Annotated in this window: 19 protein-coding genes and 1 pseudogene; 11 read left to right on the top strand and 9 right to left on the bottom strand. The window is 65.9% G+C overall.

What is annotated here, in order from left to right; translation table 11 throughout:
* The first annotated feature begins 56 nt into the window (after positions 1-56).
* Entirely contained in the window at positions 57-1,109 is a 1,053-nt protein-coding gene (locus ASE22_RS14815; protein ID WP_235536370.1) for an aromatic ring-hydroxylating dioxygenase subunit alpha, read from the top strand.
* 11 nt (positions 1,110-1,120) lie between these two features.
* On the opposite strand, the gene ASE22_RS14820 is transcribed toward ASE22_RS14815, so the two are convergent.
* Complete coding sequence (locus ASE22_RS14820) at positions 1,121-1,750, bottom strand: flavin reductase family protein (RefSeq protein WP_056360837.1); 630 nt, start codon at positions 1,748-1,750, stop codon at positions 1,121-1,123.
* Between the two features lie 181 nt (positions 1,751-1,931).
* Between ASE22_RS14820 and lldD the strand changes: the two genes are divergently transcribed.
* Positions 1,932-3,083 (top strand): FMN-dependent L-lactate dehydrogenase LldD, encoded by a 1,152-nt coding sequence (lldD, locus tag ASE22_RS14825; RefSeq protein WP_056360840.1) that lies wholly within the window; start codon positions 1,932-1,934, stop codon positions 3,081-3,083.
* Between the two features lie 92 nt (positions 3,084-3,175).
* Here the strand turns inward: lldD and ASE22_RS14830 are convergent, their stop codons facing one another.
* Positions 3,176-3,418, bottom strand: coding sequence for a hypothetical protein (locus ASE22_RS14830; protein ID WP_056601522.1), 243 nt, complete (start codon positions 3,416-3,418; stop codon positions 3,176-3,178).
* Between the two features lie 379 nt (positions 3,419-3,797).
* On the opposite strand from ASE22_RS14830, the pseudogene ASE22_RS28015 reads away from it, so the two are divergent.
* Positions 3,798-4,040, top strand: a pseudogene (locus tag ASE22_RS28015) (VOC family protein); the annotation flags it as partial.
* A 71-nt stretch (positions 4,041-4,111) separates the two neighbouring features.
* Here ASE22_RS28015 and ASE22_RS26830 read toward each other — a convergent pair.
* Complete coding sequence (locus ASE22_RS26830) at positions 4,112-4,498, bottom strand: TonB-dependent receptor plug domain-containing protein (protein WP_235536372.1); 387 nt, start codon at positions 4,496-4,498, stop codon at positions 4,112-4,114.
* Positions 4,499-5,299: 801 nt separating this feature from the next.
* Between ASE22_RS26830 and ASE22_RS14840 the strand changes: the two genes are divergently transcribed.
* The 3 genes from ASE22_RS14840 to ASE22_RS14850 are packed head-to-tail and all read left to right on the top strand — an operon-like array spanning position 5,300 to position 8,060.
* Complete coding sequence (locus ASE22_RS14840; protein ID WP_056360846.1) at positions 5,300-6,259, top strand: NAD-dependent epimerase/dehydratase family protein; 960 nt, start codon at positions 5,300-5,302, stop codon at positions 6,257-6,259.
* Between the two features lie 12 nt (positions 6,260-6,271).
* A complete protein-coding gene (locus ASE22_RS14845) occupies positions 6,272-7,231 on the top strand; it encodes a 2-hydroxyacid dehydrogenase (RefSeq protein WP_056360849.1) in 960 nt (319 codons plus the stop codon).
* A gap of 46 nt (positions 7,232-7,277) precedes the next feature.
* Complete coding sequence (locus ASE22_RS14850) at positions 7,278-8,060, top strand: kinase (RefSeq protein WP_056361336.1); 783 nt, start codon at positions 7,278-7,280, stop codon at positions 8,058-8,060.
* On the opposite strand, the gene ASE22_RS14855 is transcribed toward ASE22_RS14850, so the two are convergent.
* From ASE22_RS14855 to ASE22_RS14880, 6 genes are all read right to left on the bottom strand, one after another.
* Entirely contained in the window at positions 8,032-10,410 is a 2,379-nt protein-coding gene (locus tag ASE22_RS14855; protein ID WP_056360852.1) for a membrane-bound PQQ-dependent dehydrogenase, glucose/quinate/shikimate family, read from the bottom strand. The two genes, ASE22_RS14850 and ASE22_RS14855, sit on opposite strands and share 29 nt — an antisense overlap.
* Before the next feature lie 10 nt (positions 10,411-10,420).
* Positions 10,421-10,915, bottom strand: coding sequence for a hypothetical protein (locus ASE22_RS14860; protein ID WP_056360856.1), 495 nt, complete (start codon positions 10,913-10,915; stop codon positions 10,421-10,423).
* 10 nt (positions 10,916-10,925) lie between these two features.
* On the bottom strand, positions 10,926-11,717 hold the full coding sequence (locus tag ASE22_RS14865) for an SDR family NAD(P)-dependent oxidoreductase (protein ID WP_056360860.1): 792 nt from the start codon (positions 11,715-11,717) through the stop codon (positions 10,926-10,928).
* Entirely contained in the window at positions 11,714-12,298 is a 585-nt protein-coding gene (locus ASE22_RS14870) for a nuclear transport factor 2 family protein (protein WP_056360863.1), read from the bottom strand. Before ASE22_RS14870 ends, ASE22_RS14865 begins: the two co-directional genes overlap by 4 nt.
* A 45-nt stretch (positions 12,299-12,343) precedes the next feature.
* Positions 12,344-13,483 carry an LLM class flavin-dependent oxidoreductase gene (locus ASE22_RS14875; protein WP_056360866.1) on the bottom strand — a complete coding sequence of 380 codons (1,140 nt, stop codon included), beginning with the start codon at positions 13,481-13,483 and terminating at the stop codon, positions 12,344-12,346.
* Positions 13,484-13,653: 170 nt separating this feature from the next.
* Entirely contained in the window at positions 13,654-14,553 is a 900-nt protein-coding gene (locus ASE22_RS14880) for a VOC family protein (protein WP_056360868.1), read from the bottom strand.
* A 352-nt stretch (positions 14,554-14,905) separates the two neighbouring features.
* Here ASE22_RS14880 and ASE22_RS14885 point away from each other — a divergent pair, with 352 nt between their 5' ends.
* The 5 genes from ASE22_RS14885 to ASE22_RS14905 all read left to right on the top strand — a co-directional run bounded on the left by ASE22_RS14885 (position 14,906) and on the right by ASE22_RS14905 (position 19,222).
* The gene (locus tag ASE22_RS14885) at positions 14,906-15,649 is read left to right on the top strand and encodes an SDR family oxidoreductase (RefSeq protein WP_056360871.1); all 744 of its coding nucleotides are present in this window, start codon (positions 14,906-14,908) and stop codon (positions 15,647-15,649) included.
* Positions 15,650-15,719: 70 nt separating this feature from the next.
* Positions 15,720-16,577 (top strand): helix-turn-helix domain-containing protein, encoded by an 858-nt coding sequence (locus ASE22_RS14890; RefSeq protein WP_082545491.1) that lies wholly within the window; start codon positions 15,720-15,722, stop codon positions 16,575-16,577.
* Positions 16,578-16,774: 197 nt separating this feature from the next.
* Positions 16,775-17,902 carry a Rieske 2Fe-2S domain-containing protein gene (locus ASE22_RS14895; protein ID WP_056360877.1) on the top strand — a complete coding sequence of 376 codons (1,128 nt, stop codon included), beginning with the start codon at positions 16,775-16,777 and terminating at the stop codon, positions 17,900-17,902.
* A 5-nt stretch (positions 17,903-17,907) separates the two neighbouring features.
* Positions 17,908-18,768, top strand: a complete 861-nt coding sequence (locus ASE22_RS14900) for an alpha/beta fold hydrolase (protein WP_056360879.1) — start codon at positions 17,908-17,910, stop codon at positions 18,766-18,768.
* Between the two features lie 19 nt (positions 18,769-18,787).
* Entirely contained in the window at positions 18,788-19,222 is a 435-nt protein-coding gene (locus ASE22_RS14905) for a nuclear transport factor 2 family protein (protein WP_056360882.1), read from the top strand.
* The last annotated feature ends 39 nt before the right edge of the window (positions 19,223-19,261 follow it).

Genomic DNA, 19,261 nt, shown 5'->3' on the forward strand with positions numbered 1-19,261 from the left:
GAGAGCCTGTGCTACTATTGTGTCGAATAATAGACGATAGTGTCGAGGAGGGCGTTGTGGGTTACGCGATGAATGCCTGGTATATGGCGGCCTGGTCTTCCGAAGTGGGCGAAGGCCCGCTGGCGCGCAGGCTCCTGGACATCCCGGTCGTCCTGTTCCGCCGCGACGACGGCAGCGTCGTCGCCTTGCACGATCGCTGCCCCCACCGCTTCGCGCCGCTTCATATGGGGCGCTTCGCCGATGGCCAGGTCGAATGTGCCTATCACGGGCTCCGGTTCGATTCGGCCGGCGCATGCGTCCACAACCCCGCGGGAGAAACGATACCCCCGCAGGCGAAGGTCCGGACCTTCCCGGTCCATGAGCGGCATCACATCCTGTGGATCTGGATGGGGGAGGCCGCGCTCGCCGATCCGGATCGCATCGCCGATCTGTCGTGCATTCCCGAAGACCCGGGCGAGTGCGCCAATATCGGCAACCATCTCCACGTCCGGGCGAACTACCTGCTCGAAATCGACAATCTGATGGACCTCAGTCACGTCAATTATCTGCACCGCGGCACCCTCGGCAACGACAGCATGCGCGGTCACAAGGTGAACGTCCACGAGGAGAATGGCGCCATCCATGCCGATCTGTGGATGCCGGGCACCATCGCGCCGATCTACAGCGCGCTGTTCGGCCGGCCTTGTGATCAGTGGACCAACATCGTCTGGATGGCGCCGAGCGCCATGCGGCTGGATTATGGCGCCGTTCCGCCCGGCGCGCCGGCCGTGCAGCAGCCGGAGGATGTCGCCGTCCACATCCTGACGCCCGAAACCGAGCGGACGACCCACTATTTCTATGGCACCTGCGGCGTGTTCGGCCCCGAGCAGCGCGAACTCGCCGAGATGATCCGCACCGCGCAGACCGCCGCCTTCGTCACCGAGGACAATCCCATGATCGAAGCGGTGGACGAACGGATGGAGGGCGCCGAACTCTGGTCGCTCCGGCCCGCCATATTGAGCAGCGACGTCGCATCGGTGCGGGTGCGGCGGGAGATCGAAAAGATGATCCGCCGGGAAAATCGGTCGGAGTCGGCGGCCGAAGGCAATGTGGAATCGGCCGTCGCGTGACCTGACCGGGATCAGCCCTGGCCAACGTCCGGGCGACGCATCTTGAACATCGAACCGGGGTCGATCGCGGCATAATCGGCCGCATAGCCCGCGCGCATGATCGGCTCCGCGGCCCCCGTGTCCACGATGCCCTCCGTGATCAAGTCGTCGCGGATGTGGACGGCGAGCACCTGGCCGATGGTGAGCCATTGGTCGGCTTCGCTGCCGTCCAGCGCGGTCAGGCGCAGGATCTGCGTCACCCTGCATTCGAGCGCGGCGGGGCTTTCGGCGACGCGAGGCGTTCCGATCGCGATCCCGGGAATGGGCGTGAGTCCCGCGAGATCGAACTCGTCCACGTCCGAACCGACGGCGGCGGACGTCATGTTCATCTTTTCCGCCAGGGGGCGGGTCACCAAATTCCAGACGAACTCCCCGGTGGCCTGCGCATTGCTCAGGCTGTCCTTCCGCCCGCCGCTGGAAAAGGCGATCAGTGGGGGGCTGTCGCAGATCATGTTGAAGAAGCTGTAGGGTGCGAGATTGAGAACGCCTGTGGTGGAGCGCGTCGAAATCCAGCCGATCGGACGCGGCGCCACCAGCGCCTTCAGCGGGCTGTGCGGAAGGCCGTGCCCCTGATCGATCATGTAGGAGAGGAAGTCGGACATGATCGGGGCATGGCTTTGGCATGCTGCCCGGTCAACGCCGATGGCGGAAATTATCATTGTTGGTTTTGGAAATTGAGCGCGGTTCGTTTTGGGCTATGCGGGCTCGGCATAGCGTCCGCCGCGGCCGAAGATCTTCGCGTGGCGAACATGATCCATTCGCACATTGATCGGCAGGTCCATCGTGATCGCAGCGTCCATTTCCGATTACAGAGCACTCGCGCGGCGGCGACTTCCGCCCTTCCTCTTCGACTATATTGATGGCGGGTCCTATGCGGAGGTCACGCTGCGCCGCAACCTGGCCGATCTCGAGGCGATCGCGCTGCGCCAGCGCGTGCTCACCGGCGTCGACCAGGTCGATCCGTCGACCGAGCTGTTCGGGCGGAAAGTGGCGCTTCCAGTCGCGCTCGCGCCCATCGGCCTTGCGGGGATGAATGCCCGTCGCGGCGAGGTGCAGGCGGTTCGCGCCGCCGATGCGGCGAACATCCCCTTCTGTCTGTCGACGGTTTCCGCCTGCCCCCTCGACGAGGTGGCGGCCGCCGCAAGCCGGCCGTTGTGGTTCCAGCTCTACATGATCCGGGATCGGGGCTTCATGCGCGATCTGCTGGAAAAGGCGAAGGCGGTCGGATGTTCGGCGCTGGTCTTCACCGTCGACATGCCGGTGCCGGGTTCGCGCTATCGCGATTACCGCTCGGGCCTAGCCGGTGCTCCCGGGATCGCGGGATCGTTGCGCCGCGGCTGGCAGGCTATGCGGCGTCCCGGCTGGGCGTGGGACGTCGGCGTGAAGGGACGACCCCATCAACTCGGCAATGTCGCGCCGGTCCTCGGCGCCAACAGCGGGCTCGAAGACTTCTTCGCCTGGATGCGCGACAATTTCGATCCATCGGTCAGCTGGCGCGACCTTGATTTCATTCGGCAGACGTGGGGCGGACCGCTGATCATCAAGGGCATCCTCGACGCCGAGGATGCGGCGGCGGCGGCCGATGCTGGGGCGGACGGGATCGTGGTCTCGAACCATGGCGGACGCCAACTCGACGGTGTTCCATCGACGGCCCGCGCACTGCCGGCGATCGCCGAAGCGGTCGGCGACCGTCTGACCGTGCTGGCGGATGGCGGCGTGCGCTCCGGCCTCGACGTCGTGCGGATGCTGGCGCTCGGCGCGAAGGGAGTGCTGCTCGGCCGCGCCTGGGCCTATGCCCTCGCGGGCGGCGGCGAGAGGGGCGTTGCGCATATGCTGAGGCTGATCGAGGCCGAGATGCGCGTGGCGATGACGCTGACGGGAGCCGGCCGGATCGCGGATCTCGGCCGCGACAGTCTGGTCGCGCCCCACCCCTGATCGAGCTCCTCCCACGCCTTGACATAAATTCAATGGTGCATGGAAAAATCGCCCTCTTCGGCGGGAGAGGCCAACACGCTGCGCTATATCAGTCAGCGCGCCGCGCGCCGATTCCGGTGCCTCTGCGCGACGCTGGAGGTGCCGTGGGGGGCGCGGGACGGCGCATGGTATCCCGTGTTCAGCTCGATCCCGACCGGCAGAAAGCCGGGATCGGTCGCAAGCTTCCTGTGGTTGGCCGGCCAGGCGACGCGGTAGTCGTCGGCGACAGCAGCGATAGTCGACCAGCGAGAACCGTGGGGGGCGACGAAGGGCAATAACGAGCCGGCGATGAGCATGACCGCCGCGGGGTCAACGAGCAGGCGCGCTCGTCCGCGGAGACAGGATCGGCTGGTGCTGCCGGCGGCAGCGGGAACGGTCATTTGTAATAGCCTGCCGCTGCGATCTGGCGCTGCGTCGCAGCCTGCGCTTCAACCAAGACACCCCCCCAGGCGCTTCCATCGATAGCAGGCGGGTATCGCATGATAAAAAGCATCATCGTGAGATATATCTCCACGCTGTCATAACCGGACCGAGAGCCCTCAGGGGACTTGGTTACAGGAGATGGCGATGGTTGCTGCAGAGACCCCAGGGAACGGGACCGCGCAGGGTTCGGACGGGATCGTCTCGCCCATCAAGCTGGCCCATATCGTTTTCAAGACATCGCGCTTCCAGGAGATGATCGACTGGTATCGGCTCGTCCTGAACGGCTCGATGGCGTTCGAGGACGAAGGCATCGCCTTCCTCGCTTATGACGACGAACACCACCGCGTCGCCTTCATCCATGTCCCCGGCCTCGGCGAGCAGCCGGGTACTGCGGCGGGTATGCACCATGTCGCCTTCACCTATGGCTCGCTCACACAGCTCCTCGACAATCATGCGCGACTGGCCGAGCGGGGGATCGAGCCGGCGTGGTGCGTCAACCACGGGCCGACAACCTCGCTTTATTATAACGATCCGGACGGCAATCATCTCGAATTCCAGGTCGACAATTATGCGACGGTGGAGGCGGCCGGGGAGTTCTTCTTTACCGATGCCTTCGCGACCAATCCGATGCCGCGCAGCGAGATGCTGGGAACGCCCGCGCGCAGGCCGGCTTCGAAGCGAAGGCTCGGGACCAGCTTGCTGACGTCGTCGAGATTCTTGATGCCTGCGGCTTCGATCGTGGCGGAGGTCAGCACCGACATGGCAGCCGGAGCCTCCTGGAGACGCTGGTCGCGGCGCAACGCGGTCACCACGATGTCCCCGGCCGCCGCCGTCGCATCGGCGCTGTTGGTGATCGCTTCGGCGGGCGCGCGCTCCTGGGCGAGGGCGTTGCCGGATGCACCGATGGCGATGGCTAGAGCCGCCCAGCAACATGAATGGGTAAACGTCTTCATATGGTCCCCTCCCGAGCTTGCACGCCTTTTTTCCGGCGGATTATTCGCGCGTCGCCGTGTCCAGCCGATTTGCCTTCTCGGACGACAATAAGCGCAGGACGTCGAGTAGCAGTGCCCGGAGATCGACGCTGACGCCTGATCCTGTGACATTCAGCTCCTGGCGATCCGCCACGCCATAATCCCGACGGGGCGGGACAACTACGGCCGGAAAGGGGAAAGGAGAGGCGCTCCGGCGACCTATTTCGGATCCTGCCATTTCCGGACGGCGCCGATCGAAGGCACGCGGCGGCATATCGGACCTCGATCAAGGAATATGCCCGGTCGACCTGCGCCATTCCCGCACCCGTGTCACACAACCATGTTATGCTGGAAAGCCGCTGGCCACCGCCAAGCCTCTTCTTGCCGGTGCCGCCTTGGGACGGTGGGCGATGGGCGGCGACCGTCGCCGACGGGCTCGGCCCGCGGCAATATGCCGCCGCCGCTGCGACCGGGCCGGGATGCATCGACCTGGTCCGGTCCCGGTCGGCAGTTCCGATATCCCCGCGCAACGGACGAGTGTCGCCAGCATCGAGGATGTCGATCCTCATAGGGGGCCGGGCGGGGCGATGATGAGTCCCCGAGGCTTGGGATTTTCGATGATCAATGTGCCAAAGCGGTCTGGCCGCCGGTGAGATGTCGGCGCCACGCGGCTCCTGTGCACGAAAGAACCACATAATGTACGCATTCGGCGCCGCTTTGGGTTGGGAGCGTCGCCTCCGGCGGACTAGGCATGGCGCCGATGGAATGCGGAGAGGTGCCGTTATGAAGATATTGATCGTCGGTGCGACGGGTTATGTCGGCTCGCATGTCGCGAAGGCCTTCGCCCAGCGTGGCCATGAGGTTTCCGGCCTGGCACGCGATGCGGGCGGCCGCCAGCGCCTGGCGGGGGCCGGCCTCGGCGCGCGCGACGGTTCCCCCGGCGATCCCGCTTCGCTGGCTTCGGCGGTCGCCGGCTTCGACGTGGTCGTGATGGCCGGGATGGTGCCGTTCGAGGACGAACTGGACATCATGACGTCGATGGTCGGTGCCTGCCGGGCGGGAAAGGTTCGGCACCTGCTCTTCACCTCGGGGACCGGCGTGCTGTCGATCGAGGCTAAGGACGGAGCGTGGAGCCAATATACCTTTGCCGAGGACGATCCCTTTCCTTTTCCGGCGCGGCACAACCGCACGGTGCGGATCAAGACCGAGGCGGCGGTGCGCGAGGGATCGGACGCCACGCTCAGCACCTATGTGATCCGGCCGCCGCTGATTTATGGCAATGCGGGCAGCATCCAGATCCCGCAAATCTTGGAGTCCGCCCGCAAGACCGGCATGGCCTGCTATCTCGGGCATGGGCTGAACCTCTATTCCGCCGTCCATGTCGAGGATCTGGCGGAAGCATATTGCCTCGCCGTCGAAAAGGGCAGGCCCGGCGCGCTGTATCACACGGTCTGCGGCGAGGCTAACTTCCGCTCGATCGCGGAAGCCGTCGCCAGCGTGGTGGGCTGTGGCACCAAGAGCCTGAATTACGACGAGGCCTGCCTGCTCTGGGGCGATGTCTGGGTCGATCTTGCGCTGGCCGTAAACAGCCGTTCGATCGCACGACGCGCGGTCGAGGAGCTGGGCTGGAGGCCGCGCCATCTGGACGTGATCGAGGACATCCGCAACGGTTCTTACCGTGCCGGCTATGTCGCCTCGCTCGAGACCGGGCAGCACGAATATAGCTGGGCGAGCCACGGCTGAGAAAGGACGGATTTGGCGCGGATATTATTGACGCGGCGCTGGCCCCGCGCGGTCGAGGACGAACTGGCGGCGCGCCATGACCTCCATCGCAACGACAGCGACAGGCCGATGAGCCAGCAGGCGCTGGCGGAGGCGGTCCGCGCATTCGACGTGATATGTCCTACGGTGTCGGACCGGATCGACGCCGCTGTGATCGGGCAGGGGGGCGGTGCGCGCATGCTCGCCAATTTTGGCGCCGGGGTCGACCATATCGATCTGGCAGCGGCGCGGGCGGCTGGGATGATCGTGACCAACACCCCCGATGTCTTGACCGAGGCCACCGCGGAATTGGCGGTGCTGCTGATGCTGATGGTCAGCCGCCGGGCCGGCGAGGGGGAACGCGAGCTCCGCTCGGGGGAATGGACCGGCTGGCGGCCGACCCATCTGCTCGGCCGCTCGATGCACGGACGAACCCTCGGCCTGATCGGTTATGGCCGGATCGCGCAGGAGACGGCCCGTCGCGCGCAGGCGGCCCTCGGCGTCCAGCTGGCTTATTACAGCCGCCGCGCTCTGGATCCCGCTCACGATCCGCTGGGCGCCCGCTATTGCCGATCGGCCGAGGAACTGGTGGCGGGGGCCGATATCGTCTCGCTTCACTGCCCCGGCGGTGCGGCGACGCATCATCTGATCGATGCCGCGATGCTGCGCCGGATGAAGCCGGACGCGGTGCTGATCAACACCGCACGCGGCTCGGTGGTCGACGAGGCGGCGCTCGCCCAGGCGCTGACCGAAGGACGTATCGGCGGGGCGGGGCTCGATGTCTATCAGGGCGAGCCGGCGGTCGATCCGCGCCTGCTCGCAGCGCCCAATCTCGTGCTGCTGCCGCATCTGGGCAGCGCGACGGTCGAGACGCGCGAGGCGATGGGGTGCGCGGCGGTGAACAACCTCGAGGCGGTGCTCGACGGCCGCGAGCCGCCCGATCGTGTCGTCTGACGCCGGCATCGCGCTGAGCGCGATCGGAGACGCCGTCCGGACCGCGATGGCCGGTGCATCGCGTCGCCCCTTCGTGCTCGGCATCTGCGGCGCACAGGGGAGCGGCAAGTCGACCCTGTCGAACGCCTTGTCCGCCTGGATGCGGGAGAAGGGCGTCCCCACGGCGGTGCTGTCGATCGACGATCTTTATCGCACGAGGGCCGAACGCGAGCGCATGGCGCGCGAGATCCATCCGCTGTTCGGGGTGCGCGGCGTTCCGGGTACGCATGACGTCGGCCTCGGACTCGACATCGTGGCCGCGCTCACCGTGGGAAGGGAGGCGGCGCTGCCGCGCTTCGACAAGGCGCGCGACGACCGTGCGCCGGCCGATGCCTGGGAGATCGCCCCGGCCGATACCGCCTTGCTGATCCTGGAGGGGTGGTGCGTCGGCGCCCGCCCCGAGGAGGATGGGGCGCTGGTCGAACCCGTCAATGAACTGGAACGCGTGGAAGACGGCGAAGGGCGCTGGCGCCGTGCCGTCAACAGGGCGTTGGCAGGCGACTATCAGGCGCTGTTCGCCCGCCTCGACATGCTGGTCCTGCTGGCCGCCCCGGGCTTCGAGGCGGTGCGCGACTGGCGCGTCGAGCAGGAGCACGGGTTGGCGCGCTCGGCCGGTGCCGACGCCTCTGGCGTGATGAGCGATGCCCAGGTGGAACGCTTCATCCGCTTCTACGAGCGGCTGACCCGGCACATCCTGTCGGAAATGCCGGGCCGCGCCGATCTGGTCGTCCGGCTCGCCAAGGATCGCACCCCGCTGTCGATCACCGTGCCGGCAGCGCATAGCCGATGATATAGTCGCCGAGCACCGAACCCAGCGCCGGATGGCCGCCCGCCGCGATCACGACGAACTGGCGCCCGCTTTTCGGCGAGACATAGGTCATCGGCGTGGCCTGTCCGCCGGCGGGCAGGCGGACGTGCCACAATGCCTTGCCGCTCCGGACGTCGAAGGCGCGGAAGTCGCCGTCATGGGTCGCGCCGACGAACAGCAGGCCGCTGCGCGTCGCCAGCGATCCGCCATTATTTGGCGTGCCGACCGGGATCGACAGCATCGATCTTATCCCCCATGGGCCGGCGGCGCGGCCGTTGCCGAAGCGCTGCGCCCAGACCAGCTTGCCCGATCGCAGGTCTATGGCAGAGAGCATTCCATAAGGCGGCTGGTTGCAGGGGATGCCCAGCGGCGTACGGAAGATCTGGATATGCGCGGCATAGGGCGTTCCGCCCTGGCGTACCGGTCCGCCCACCTCTCGCGCCACGAACTGCCTGACCCGGGCATTGGCCTCTGCGCGCGTCAGCAGCCGGTCGTAATTGGCGACGCGGTTCGAATTGACGAACAGCAGCTGCCGCTCGGGATCGACCGAGATGCCGCCCCAATCTATGCCGCCATTGAAGCCGGGATAGGCGATGCTGGGCTGGAGGCCCGGCGGGGTGGCGGTCCCTTCGTAGCGCGATTCCTTGAAACGGATGCGGCACCAGAGCTGGTCCAGCGGGGTGATGCCCCACATGAAGCGCTCGGTGAAATCTGGGCCGGCGAAGGACGGCATGCCGACCGAAAAGGGCTGGGTCGGGGCCAGCCGCTCCTCGCGTACCGCGCCGCGCTGGGGCACAGGGCGTTCGTCGACCCGGCTCAGGGGCTTGCCGGTCGCGCGGTCGAGGATGAAGATCTCGCCGCGCTTGGTGGGCTGGATCAGCGCCTGGCGGACGCCGGAGGGGTAGCGGATATCGACCAGCGTCGGCTGCGAGGCGACGTCCCAGTCCCACAGGTCGTGATGCGCGGTCTGGAACACCCAGCGGGTCTTGCCGGTCGCCGCCTCGATCGCGACCACCGACGTGCCGAACGCCTCGTCGAACGGGCGACGCCGCCTGCCGAAATAGTCGATCGCCGGATTGCCGGTCGGCACATAGACCAGCCCCAGCTTCTCGTCGGCGCTGAACGGCGCCCAGGCGTTGGGCGTGGAATGGGTATAGGTCTCGCCCGGCGGGGGCAGGGTCCGCCGGTCGGGACGGCCGATATCCCAGGCCCAGGCCAGTTCGCCGGTGACCGCGTCGAAGGCGCGCACGACGCCGGCCGGCTCCCCCCAATATTGCCCGTCGCTGACCCAGCCGCCGAGCACAACCTTGCCGCCGACCATCGTCGGCGCCGAGGTTACGGCATAATAGCCGGCCGGCGACCTGCTGAGCCCCGTCAGCAGCGACACCTGTCCGTTGCGGCCGAAGCCGGGGCACAGCCGGCCCGTCCGCGCGTCGAGCGCGATCAGGCGCGCGTCGGTGGTGTTGGTGATGATCCGCTCGGCGCAGGTGCCGCTCGCGCCGGGCGCGCGGAAATAGGCGACGCCGCGGCAGACATGATAGGGCACCTTCTCGCGATTCACCTTCGCGTTGAAGCGCCAGCGCTGGCGGCCGGTCTCGGCGTCGAGCGCGATCACGTCGTTATAGGCGGTGCACAGATAGAGGCTGTCGCGCACCTTGATCGGGGTGACCTCCAGGCCATGGGTTTCGCCGACGCGGAAGGTCCAGGCGGGCTTCAGGCCGGCGATGTTGGCGGGAGTGATCTGGTCGAGCGCGCTGTAGCGGCTGCCCCCTTCGTCGCGGCCATAATGCAGCCAGTCGCCGTCGACCGCACCGCCGCGCGAGGCCGCCGGGATGCTGCCGCCGAACGCTACGGTCCGATCGATCGGATCGACCGGATCGGGTGTGCGGACCGTGGCCAGGCCGATGCCGGCCAACAGCGCGGCCAGTGCGCCGAGCAGCAGCGGGCGGGGCCGGGCGAGGCGCGCGACGGTGGGGTTCGGCGTGGCGATGCCGCGCTGGATCGCGGAGAAGAGGAAGGGGATGCCGAGCACCGCGGGCGCCACCAGCCGGGGCATCAGCGCCCACCCGTCGAAGCCCGCTTCCCACAGCGCCCAGGGCAGCGTCGCGAACAGCAGCAGGGCATAGGCGAGCGGGCCCTCGGTCCGGCCGCGCCACAGCCACAGCCCGCTCGCGAGCAGCGCAAGCCCGGCCAGGGCATAATAAGGCGAGCCCCCCAGCAGGAGGAGATAGCCGCCGCCGGCGAGCAACGGCAGCGCCGTCACTCCCAGCACCAGGGCGAAAATCCTCCGCGCGACCGCCGTCGGCGGCCTCTCCTGCTCCCCCTCCGTCATGGTGTCCCCGTCAGGCCAGTTTCTGCATGATGTTGATCATCGTCACGCCCTCGGGTCCCGCCCGCCAGCCATGCTCGTTTCCGGGCAGTACGACCGAATCGCCCTTGGTCAGCGTCACCGAACGGCCTTCCTCGAGCAGCAGCTCGACCGACCCCTCGATAATGATGTTGATATCGAGCGTGTCGGTGGCGTGCATCGTCGAGGAGTCGACGTTCGCTCCCCAGGTCTGGTGGCGGACGCGGAGGCCCTTGCCTTCCGGCTCGATGCCGAACGGCTGCGGGCTTGCCATCGGATCGGCATCGTCGGGACGGGGCAGGCCGGTGGTTTCCCAGATATCGACGGCACAGCAATGGCCGGCGGGTACTTCGGCGGGGAAGGTCTCGGCGTGATGCATCTGCAACTGGCCGACCTTGGTATTGGTGACATGGTGGATCGACTGCGGAGGACCGTCGTAGAGTATGGTGGATTTGCCGTTGGCGTCGACGCCGGTGATGACCCTGCGCATCGTCCCTCTCCTATTGCGTATTGCGGGCGATGTTCACGCCCGTCGTGACCAGTCCGCCGTCGGCGGACAGGGTGTTGCCCGTCAGCCAGCGCGCGTCGTCGCTGGCGACGAAGGCGACGATGTCGGCGATGTCCTGCGGCTGGCCGACCCGGCCGAGCGCGGTCCAGCGCGCGAACAGGCCACGCCAGTCGCGGCTGTCCTTGCGCTCGTTCGCCTCGAACAGCTCGGTGACGGTCGTTCCCGGCGCCACTGCGTTGACGGTTATCGCGCGCGCGCCCAGTTCCTGCGCAGCCGATCGGGTGAAGGCTTCCATCGCACCCTTGGTCGCCGAATAGACCGAACGGCCATGGGCGGGATGGCGCCCCGCCGCCGAGGAGATGTTGATGATCCGGCCATGCGGGCTTGCAGTGACCCGCGCGAACTCGGCGGTGGTGAGCAGGACCGCGCGCAGGTTGAGCGCGAGCTCGAAATCGATCCGGTCGGCCGTGAAATCCTGGACCAGGCCATATTCGGAAACCGCCGCGTTATTGACCAGGATATCGAGCGCACCGTGCAGGCCGAAGGCTGCACGGACGATCTCGATCGGCGCCTCGGCGGTCGACAGGTCGCCCAGCACCACCGAAGCGATGCCGCCGGCGGCACCGATCGCCTCGGCCACCTTGGTCGCCTCGCGGCCGTCCTTGCTGGCGTGCAGCACCACCCGGGCGCCGTCGGCGGCCAGTCGCACCGCGATGGCGGCGCCGATGCCGCGCGACGAACCGGTGACCAGCGCCACCCTGCCGCTCAGGCATGCCTTGCTCATTTGTGGCCACCCGGACCCGTGGGATAGTCGGTGCCCTTCCTCGAGGGCGCATTGGCGAACAGATCCCAGCTATAGTCGTCGGCGGTCGCGCCGTAGCTGCGGACCGGCATGGCCGAGAAGGGGAATATCAAGTCGTTCCAGGGCACGCTGGGCCCCGCATCGCGGCACCAGTCGTAGACGGCGACGCGGTGAATGAACTTCCACCTGTCGCCGCGCTTCTCGAGCCGGTCGTTGTAGCGGCCGCCGAGATAGACATCGCGTGTGGCCTCGCCGTCGCCCATCCGGTGATAAGCGAAGAAATAGGTTTCGCAATTGGCGAGATTGCCGTGGATCTCGATGCAGCTCTGGCCGAGCATATGGCCCATTCGCAGCGTGGGCCACATCGGCAGCATGCCGTCGGCGAAGCCCCGGCCGGTGTCTTCGACCACGCCGTGGTCGTCCCAGCCCTCCGGCCAGTAGGTCGAGGCGATCAGGTCGGCGTCCTGCCGATCCATTCCCCGGCTGTAGCGCGCCATATTGTGGCGGATCTTCTCACGGTCGAGCAGCTCCTCGACGGTGATCTCGGTTTCTTCCTGGCGCACGATCGCTCTCCATCGTCTTTTTTGGGAGGGGAAGGGCCGACGGCGTCAGCGCCGGAGCCCGGCCTGTCCGAGCAGCGGCATCACGCGCTCCTCGAAATATTTGAGCTCCTCGACATAATCGATCAGCCCCAGGAAGACGCCGTCGATGCCGGCGGCCTTCACCGCGCGGAGGCCGTCGACGACCTGTTCGGGCGTCCCGACGATCGCGTGGCTGCCGGATCCGGCGACGAACTTGGCGAGGATCTCGGGCTTGAGATGCTCGCCGAAGGTCTGGATATTGAGGCCACGCGCGAAATTGCCGGCGGCGGTCCAGTCGCCATGGTCGATGATCGACTGATATGCGGCCTTCGCCTCGCCCTCGGTGTCGCGGCACACCACGATCACCATCGTCACCATCTGGAGCGTGCGGCCATGGTCGTTGAACGCGGTCGCGCGGATGCTCTGGCAATAGCGCGACGCCTGCTCGGAGGTCGTGAAGACGGTGTAGTTGACGTCGGCATAGCGTGCCGAGAAGTCGATCCCGGCGGGCGACCCACCGGCGTTGATCACCACGGGCCGCATCTGGATCGGCTTGGGCGCGGCTTCCAGATTCTTGAGCTGGAAATAGTCGCCGTCATAGTCGAACGGCTTGGTCTCGGTCCAAAGGCGGTCGACGATCTCCAGCCATTCGGCCCCCAGCTTGTAGCGGTCGCCATGCTCGCGCATGCGCACGCCCAGCATCGCCATCTCGGCCTCGTTCCAGCCCATCACGACGTTCAGGCCGGCGCGGCCGTTGGAGATATGGTCGATCGTGGTTATCGCCTTGGCGGCGGCGACCGGATTGACGACCGAAGCGTGGACGGTGGCGAAGGTCATCACCTTGCTGGTGCGCGCGGCGAGGCCGGCGGCGTAGGTCAGCGTCTCGAAATTTTCACCCGCCCAGTTGGTGGTGCCGCCAAAGCCCTGCCAACGGGCGACGGGGACGATCAGCTCGAAACCCATTCGGTCGACCTGCTCGGCGATCGCGAGGCTGTGCGGCCAGCTTACCTCGAACGAACTCGGCGGTTCGCTCATGAACACCGATCCGTTCGAGTTGATGGAGAAGACACCGAACTTGAGCGGCTGGTCGTTGAACAGCGGCACATGTTCGGCCCGATAGGCGGCCAGCTCCTCATGGGCCCGTCGCTTCAGCTGCATGTCGTTCATGATGATCCTCTCCGTCGGCCGCGGCGAGCTGCGGCGTGAGCGCACGAGGTCGTTCTAACCGGCGCCCTTCGCGTCATCGCGGCCCGTGGTCTTGGATCAGCGCGCCTTATTTACGCATTGTGATCGCGGCCTTTGGTAAATCGCGCGCACTTTGTCCCGAGAAGCAGGCTCTAATCGAGCTGGAAGTCGGGATCCTGCAGCACCCATTTGTGGCCCCAATGCGAACCCAGGGTGGTTTCGAAGAAGATCTCGTTCTCCCACTCCTTGGGCGGCGCGCCCCATCCCAGCTCGATGATGAACTTGCCCGGGGTCATCATGTAGAAGGAGATCATGTCGTCGTTGACATGCTTGCCCAGGGTCATGGCCAGCGGGACATTGTTCGCCTGCTGCCGGTCGAGCGCGCGGCCGACATCGTCGAAATCGGCGAACTCGACCATCAGGTGGACGCAGCCGACGTCGCTCGGCATCTGTGCCAGCGCCAGGCTGTGCTGGCGCCGGTTGCGGCAGTGCAGGAAATAGAGTTGGACGGTCAGGTCCTCGGTGATCGGCTGGAGCAGGCTGTCGGATGCCTCGAAGCCCATGACCGTTGTCCAGAACTCCAACGTCTCCTCGATGTTGAGGGCGGGAAGGACGGTGTGGCCCAGGCCGAGTTCGCCGGTGACGAAGCGGCCCGTGCCGATCGGCGAGACGAAGGGCTGGAAGTTGGATATCGGCCCCCAGCCGGCCTCGTGCCGGTTGCCGGCGGGGTCGCTGAAGCTGAAGAAATCCTGCACCTTGCGCAGCGCGCTGTCCTCGCGCGACCCGTTGGTTAGCGGCACGCCCGCCGCTTCCAGGCGCGTGCGGAAGCCGTCGAAATCGGCCTTGTCGCGCAGCAGCCAGCCCGAGGCCACATAGCGCTCCTCGGCACCGGGCAGGATCAGGAAGCGATGATTGCGGCGATCCATCTTCAGATAGAGCGCGCCGTCGGGACCATCGATCGCCTGCATGCCCACGACCTGTTCGGCGAAATGCCGCCATTGGTCGATCTTCGCCGACCGCAGCACGATATAACCAAGTTCGCTGATTGCCATGACGTCCTCTTCCCCCGACTTTTTTCGAGGTTCGGGGTCGGGTTTAGGACGTCCGGACATGGCGAGACATCGCGGGGGTGTTGGCAAAATGAGCAACATATGGGCGATGCGCGCAACCAATATGGCGGCGAACCCTGCGTGCGCGTAATAAGGTGCGGGCAAAGAACGTGGCCGGGAGAGGAAATGGAGCGACGGAAAGCGTCTGCGCGTGCGGTGTTCCGCTCGCCGCATCCGATATCGACCGGGCTGGCCACCATGCCACGTCCGGCGCGACGCGTTGCATGATGGCACCGACCCCGTCGGTGCCTGTCGCGGGCGGCGCCCCCTTTCCGGTTTGCATGGGAGTTGGTGAATGAGTGGCTTGAGTGGCAAGACCGCCCTGGTGACCGGATCGAGCCGGGGCATCGGCCGCGGCATAGCCGAGCGGCTGGCGCGCGATGGCGCGACCGTCGCGGTCCATTACGGACGGGACGGGGCGGCGGCCGGCGAGACGATCGCCGCCATCGAGGCCGCCGGCGGACAGGCGTTCGGGATTCAAGCCGACCTGGCCAGCATGGACGACATCAGGAAGCTGTTCGTGGCTTTGGACGCCCGTGGCGGAAAGCTCGACATCCTGATCAACAACGCCGCGGCGCTGACCAGCGCCTATATCGAGGACACCACCGAGGAGATCTTCGACCGGATCGTCTCGACCAATTTGCGCGGCACCTATTTCGTCACCAAATATGCGCTGGAGCGGATGGGCGAAGGTGGCCGGATCGTCAACATATCGTCCAACTGCACCCGCATCGCCTATCCTGAGGTGTCGGTCTACGGCCTGACCAAGGCGGGGATCGAGAATATGGCGCTGGGCCTTGCCCAGCAGCTCGGCGCGCGGGGCATCACGGTCAACACCGTGGTTCCGGGGATCGTCGATACCGACATGAACGCCAGCTGGTTGTCCGACGACACCAAGGCGTATGTCTCTGGACTCACCGCGTTGCGCAGATTAGGTTCTGTCGAAGAAATCGCCAATGTCGTAGCTTTTCTGGCATCGGATCAGGCAAGTTGGGTTACGGCCCAGACAATAGAAGCGAGTGGTGGCTGTCGTATATGACCGATCGCTGGTGAAACGCGGCGAAGATAAAAACATGCCGTAACGTCGCCGGAGGGTGGAGGAGAGAGGAATGAGCGCACGAGCATTTAATGTCGCGGCGCATATGGAAGTGCCGGGAGTCGACATCCAGGTGTTGGACTATCGCTGGAACGTCGGCGAGCAGATCCAGGAGCTGGAGCATGACTTCATCCTGCGCTACCGGCCGTTTCCGGCGCAGGTGAGCGTCGCGGCGCGGCTGCCCGAAGGCGACCTCCAGAATTTCGGCCAGCTGATGTTCTTCCCGGCGGACGTCGAGATCCGCACCGCGAGCGCGAACAACAACGAGTTGACGCGCAACATCATGTGCCGGTTCGACGCCGGCTGGTTCCGCAAGGTCTGGTCGGGCTCGTCCAACTGGAGCAAGGAAGAGCTTTCCCGCTGCTTCGACATGCGCAACCTGCGCATCGAGCAGGCGATCCAGCGGCTCGGTGCCGAGGCGGCCGACCCCGGCTTCGCCAGCTCCCTGATGGTGGAATCGCTGGCGACGGTGATCGCGATCGAGATCGCGCGCTATTTCGAGGACATGAAGGAGCCGTTGCGCGTCCGCACCCGCGACGGCAAGCTGTCGCAGGCGGACCTCAACCGCATCTACGAATATGTCGACAGCTTCAGCAATCGCTGTCCGAGCATCGAGGATATCGCCGATCTCTGCGATATTAGCGCCGCGCATCTGCGCCGCTCGTTCAAGAAGACGACCGGCAAGACCGTGCATGAATATGTCGAGGAACTGCGGCTGAAGAAGGCGCAGTCGCTGCTGGCGGAGACCGACCTGCCGCTCAAGGAAATCTCCTACCGGCTCGGTTTCGCCGATTCGAGCACCTTCTCGTCGACCTTCAAGCGCAGCTCGGGCGAGACGCCGAGCGGCTATCGCTACCGTTTCCGCCAGTGATCGGATCGGGGTGCCGCCATCCGGCACCCCGATCAATTTTCACACAGAATGCACCGATCGCCAAAGGCCCCTGCGCTGTAGCGGGGCATCAAAGCCGCTAATCTTCCTGGAGTTTTAGGATCGGGAACAGCCGGGTCGCCGCCGACATGCCTGTCGGTTCGCGCAGGCGGTTCGCCATAGCGGGTGTGTAGGCGAGCATGAATTATCAGAGCGAGAAGACCCTTTTCGGAAGCGCCGGCGGTGATCTGCCTCCCGAGCGTTTCGCCAGGGGCTGGCACTGCATGGGCCTCACCGCGCTGTTCAAGGGCGGCAAGCCCCACACGCTGGAGGCCTTTGGCGGCAAGCTGGTGATCTTCGAGCAGGCCGACGGCACGATGGCGGCGCTCGACGGCTATTGCCCGCATATGGGCGCCGATCTCGGGACCGGAACGCTGGTCGACGGAAACGTCGCCTGCCCATTCCATGGCTGGCAGTGGAACGGCAAGGGCGAATGCGCCCATATCCCCTATTCGCCGCGCATCCCCCGCAAGGCCCGGATCAAGTCCTATCCGGTGATGGAGCAGAACCAGCAGCTGTTCGTCTACAATGATCCGGAGGGCAACCCGCCCCCGCCCGAGGTCGCGATTCCGGCGATCGACGCGGTGATGAACGGCGAGACCCTGCCGTGGGAATGGCAGACGATTCACATCCCGACCAACTGTCGCGAACTGATCGACAATGCGGCCGACGCGACCCATTTCTATTATGTCCACGGCTGGAGCGTGAACCGCTTCGAGAATATATTCGAACGGCACATGGCGACGCAGAACGCCTGGTTCGAAGCCCGCAAGGACGTCAATTTTGGCGAGGTCGAGACCGACAAGAGCGATTTCGACTTCCGCAGCTCCGCGACCTATTACGGTCCGGCCTATATGATCGTGAACCAGACCGCCGAATATCTCGGCAAGCCGGTCGAGCTCTACCTGATCAATGCCCATTATCCGGTGTCGCCGAACAGCTTCATGCTGCACGCCGGGGTCACCACCAAGCGGGTCGAGGGCGTGTCGGAGGAGGAGAGCATCGCGCTCGGCCGGTCGTTTGGCAAGGCGGCGGTCGATGCCTTCTTCCAGGATGTCGAGCTGTGGAAGCGAAAGGCCCGGGTCGACAACCCGATCCTGTCCGAGTTCGACGGCCCGATCTACCAGCTTCGCCGCTGGTACCAGCAATTCTACGTCGACGCCGGCGCGGTGACGCCGGAGATGACCGACCGTTTCCACCTCGACATGGATCTGACCGTCCCGCTCGAATGCTGGGCGGCGGACCAGGCCAAGTTCAAGGGGGAGTGAGCGACATGAACATCCTCGCCCCCGCCGCCGCCGAGACCGCCTTCCCGGTCGGCAAGTTCGCCGAGGTCTGGAACGGAACCTTCCGGTTCCATTATCATGAACTCAACCAGCCCAACGACAAGCCGAGCTTACTCTTCCTGCACGGCAGCGGACCGGGCGCGAGCGGCTACAGCAATTTCCGCAACAATTACCCGGCGATGGCCGAGGCCGGCTATCACTGCATCGCGGTCGACTATCTCGGCTATGGCCACTCGGACAAGCCGCGCGACTTCGATTACAGCACCGAGAACCAGGTCTCGATGCTGCACGAGCTGGTGCAGCAATTGGGCGTGACCCAGGTCGTTCCGGTCGGCAATTCGCTTGGCGGCTTCTACGGCCATGCCTTCGCGCTGACCTATCCCGACATGGTGCCCAGGATCATTTCGATGGCGCCGGGCGGCGTCCACGAGGAGAGCACCCGCCTGTCGTCGCCGGGCCTGCAGGCGATGGCGGCGGCGGTCGGCGCGGGGCCGCAGAACTTCACGGCCGAGAGCTTCCGCACGCTGCTGACGCTGATCGTCCGGGATCCGCGCCACCTCACCGACGCGGTGATCTCCGAGCGGCTGCCGATCGCCCAGAGCCAGCCGATCGAGATCTACACCCGCGCGATCCACCGCCCGATCTGGGATCGGCTGCACGAGATCAAGGTGCCGGTTCTCGCCTTCTGGGGCTATCACGATCAATTCCTGTCGGTGAACCACGCCATGATCATGCAGGAGAAGATCGACAATTGTCGGGTGATCATCTCCAACCAGGCCGGCCACTGGTTCATGATCGAGGAGGCCGAGCTGTTCAACAGCGCCTGCCTCGCCTTCCTGGCCGAATGACCGGAAGCGGAGAGCGCGCATGACCGAGGCCATGACCCAGGCGGCCGTTGCCGACACGCTGGCGATCCAGTCGCTCAAGGCGCTCTATTGCGAAGGTGCCGACCTGTTGCCGACCGATGCCGGCCGCGCGGCGGAGGTGCTGCGCGGAGTCTTCGCGCCCGATGCCGTCGCCGATTACGGCAATGGCCTGCTCGAGGGCCGCGATGCGATCATCGCTTTCCTCGTCGACGGGATCAGCCCGGTGCGCGACTGGCTGTGGCACGCGATCCATTCGCCCTTCGTCGAGGTGCGGGGCGACGAGGCCGAGGCGCGCTGGACGATCGTGGCGATGATGCGCGACAAGGGTTCCGATGCGATCGAACGTGCCTATGGCCGCTATGCCGATAGCCTGGTCCGCACCCCCGAGGGCTGGCGGATCGCCACGATGCGGTGGATCGAGGAAGCGCGCTGCTGAGGCGGTACGTCCGACGGAAACGGAAATGAAAGGGCTTCG

It is taken from the genome of Sphingomonas sp. Root720 (assembly GCF_001428605.1).
Classification (GTDB): Bacteria; Pseudomonadota; Alphaproteobacteria; order Sphingomonadales; family Sphingomonadaceae; genus Rhizorhabdus.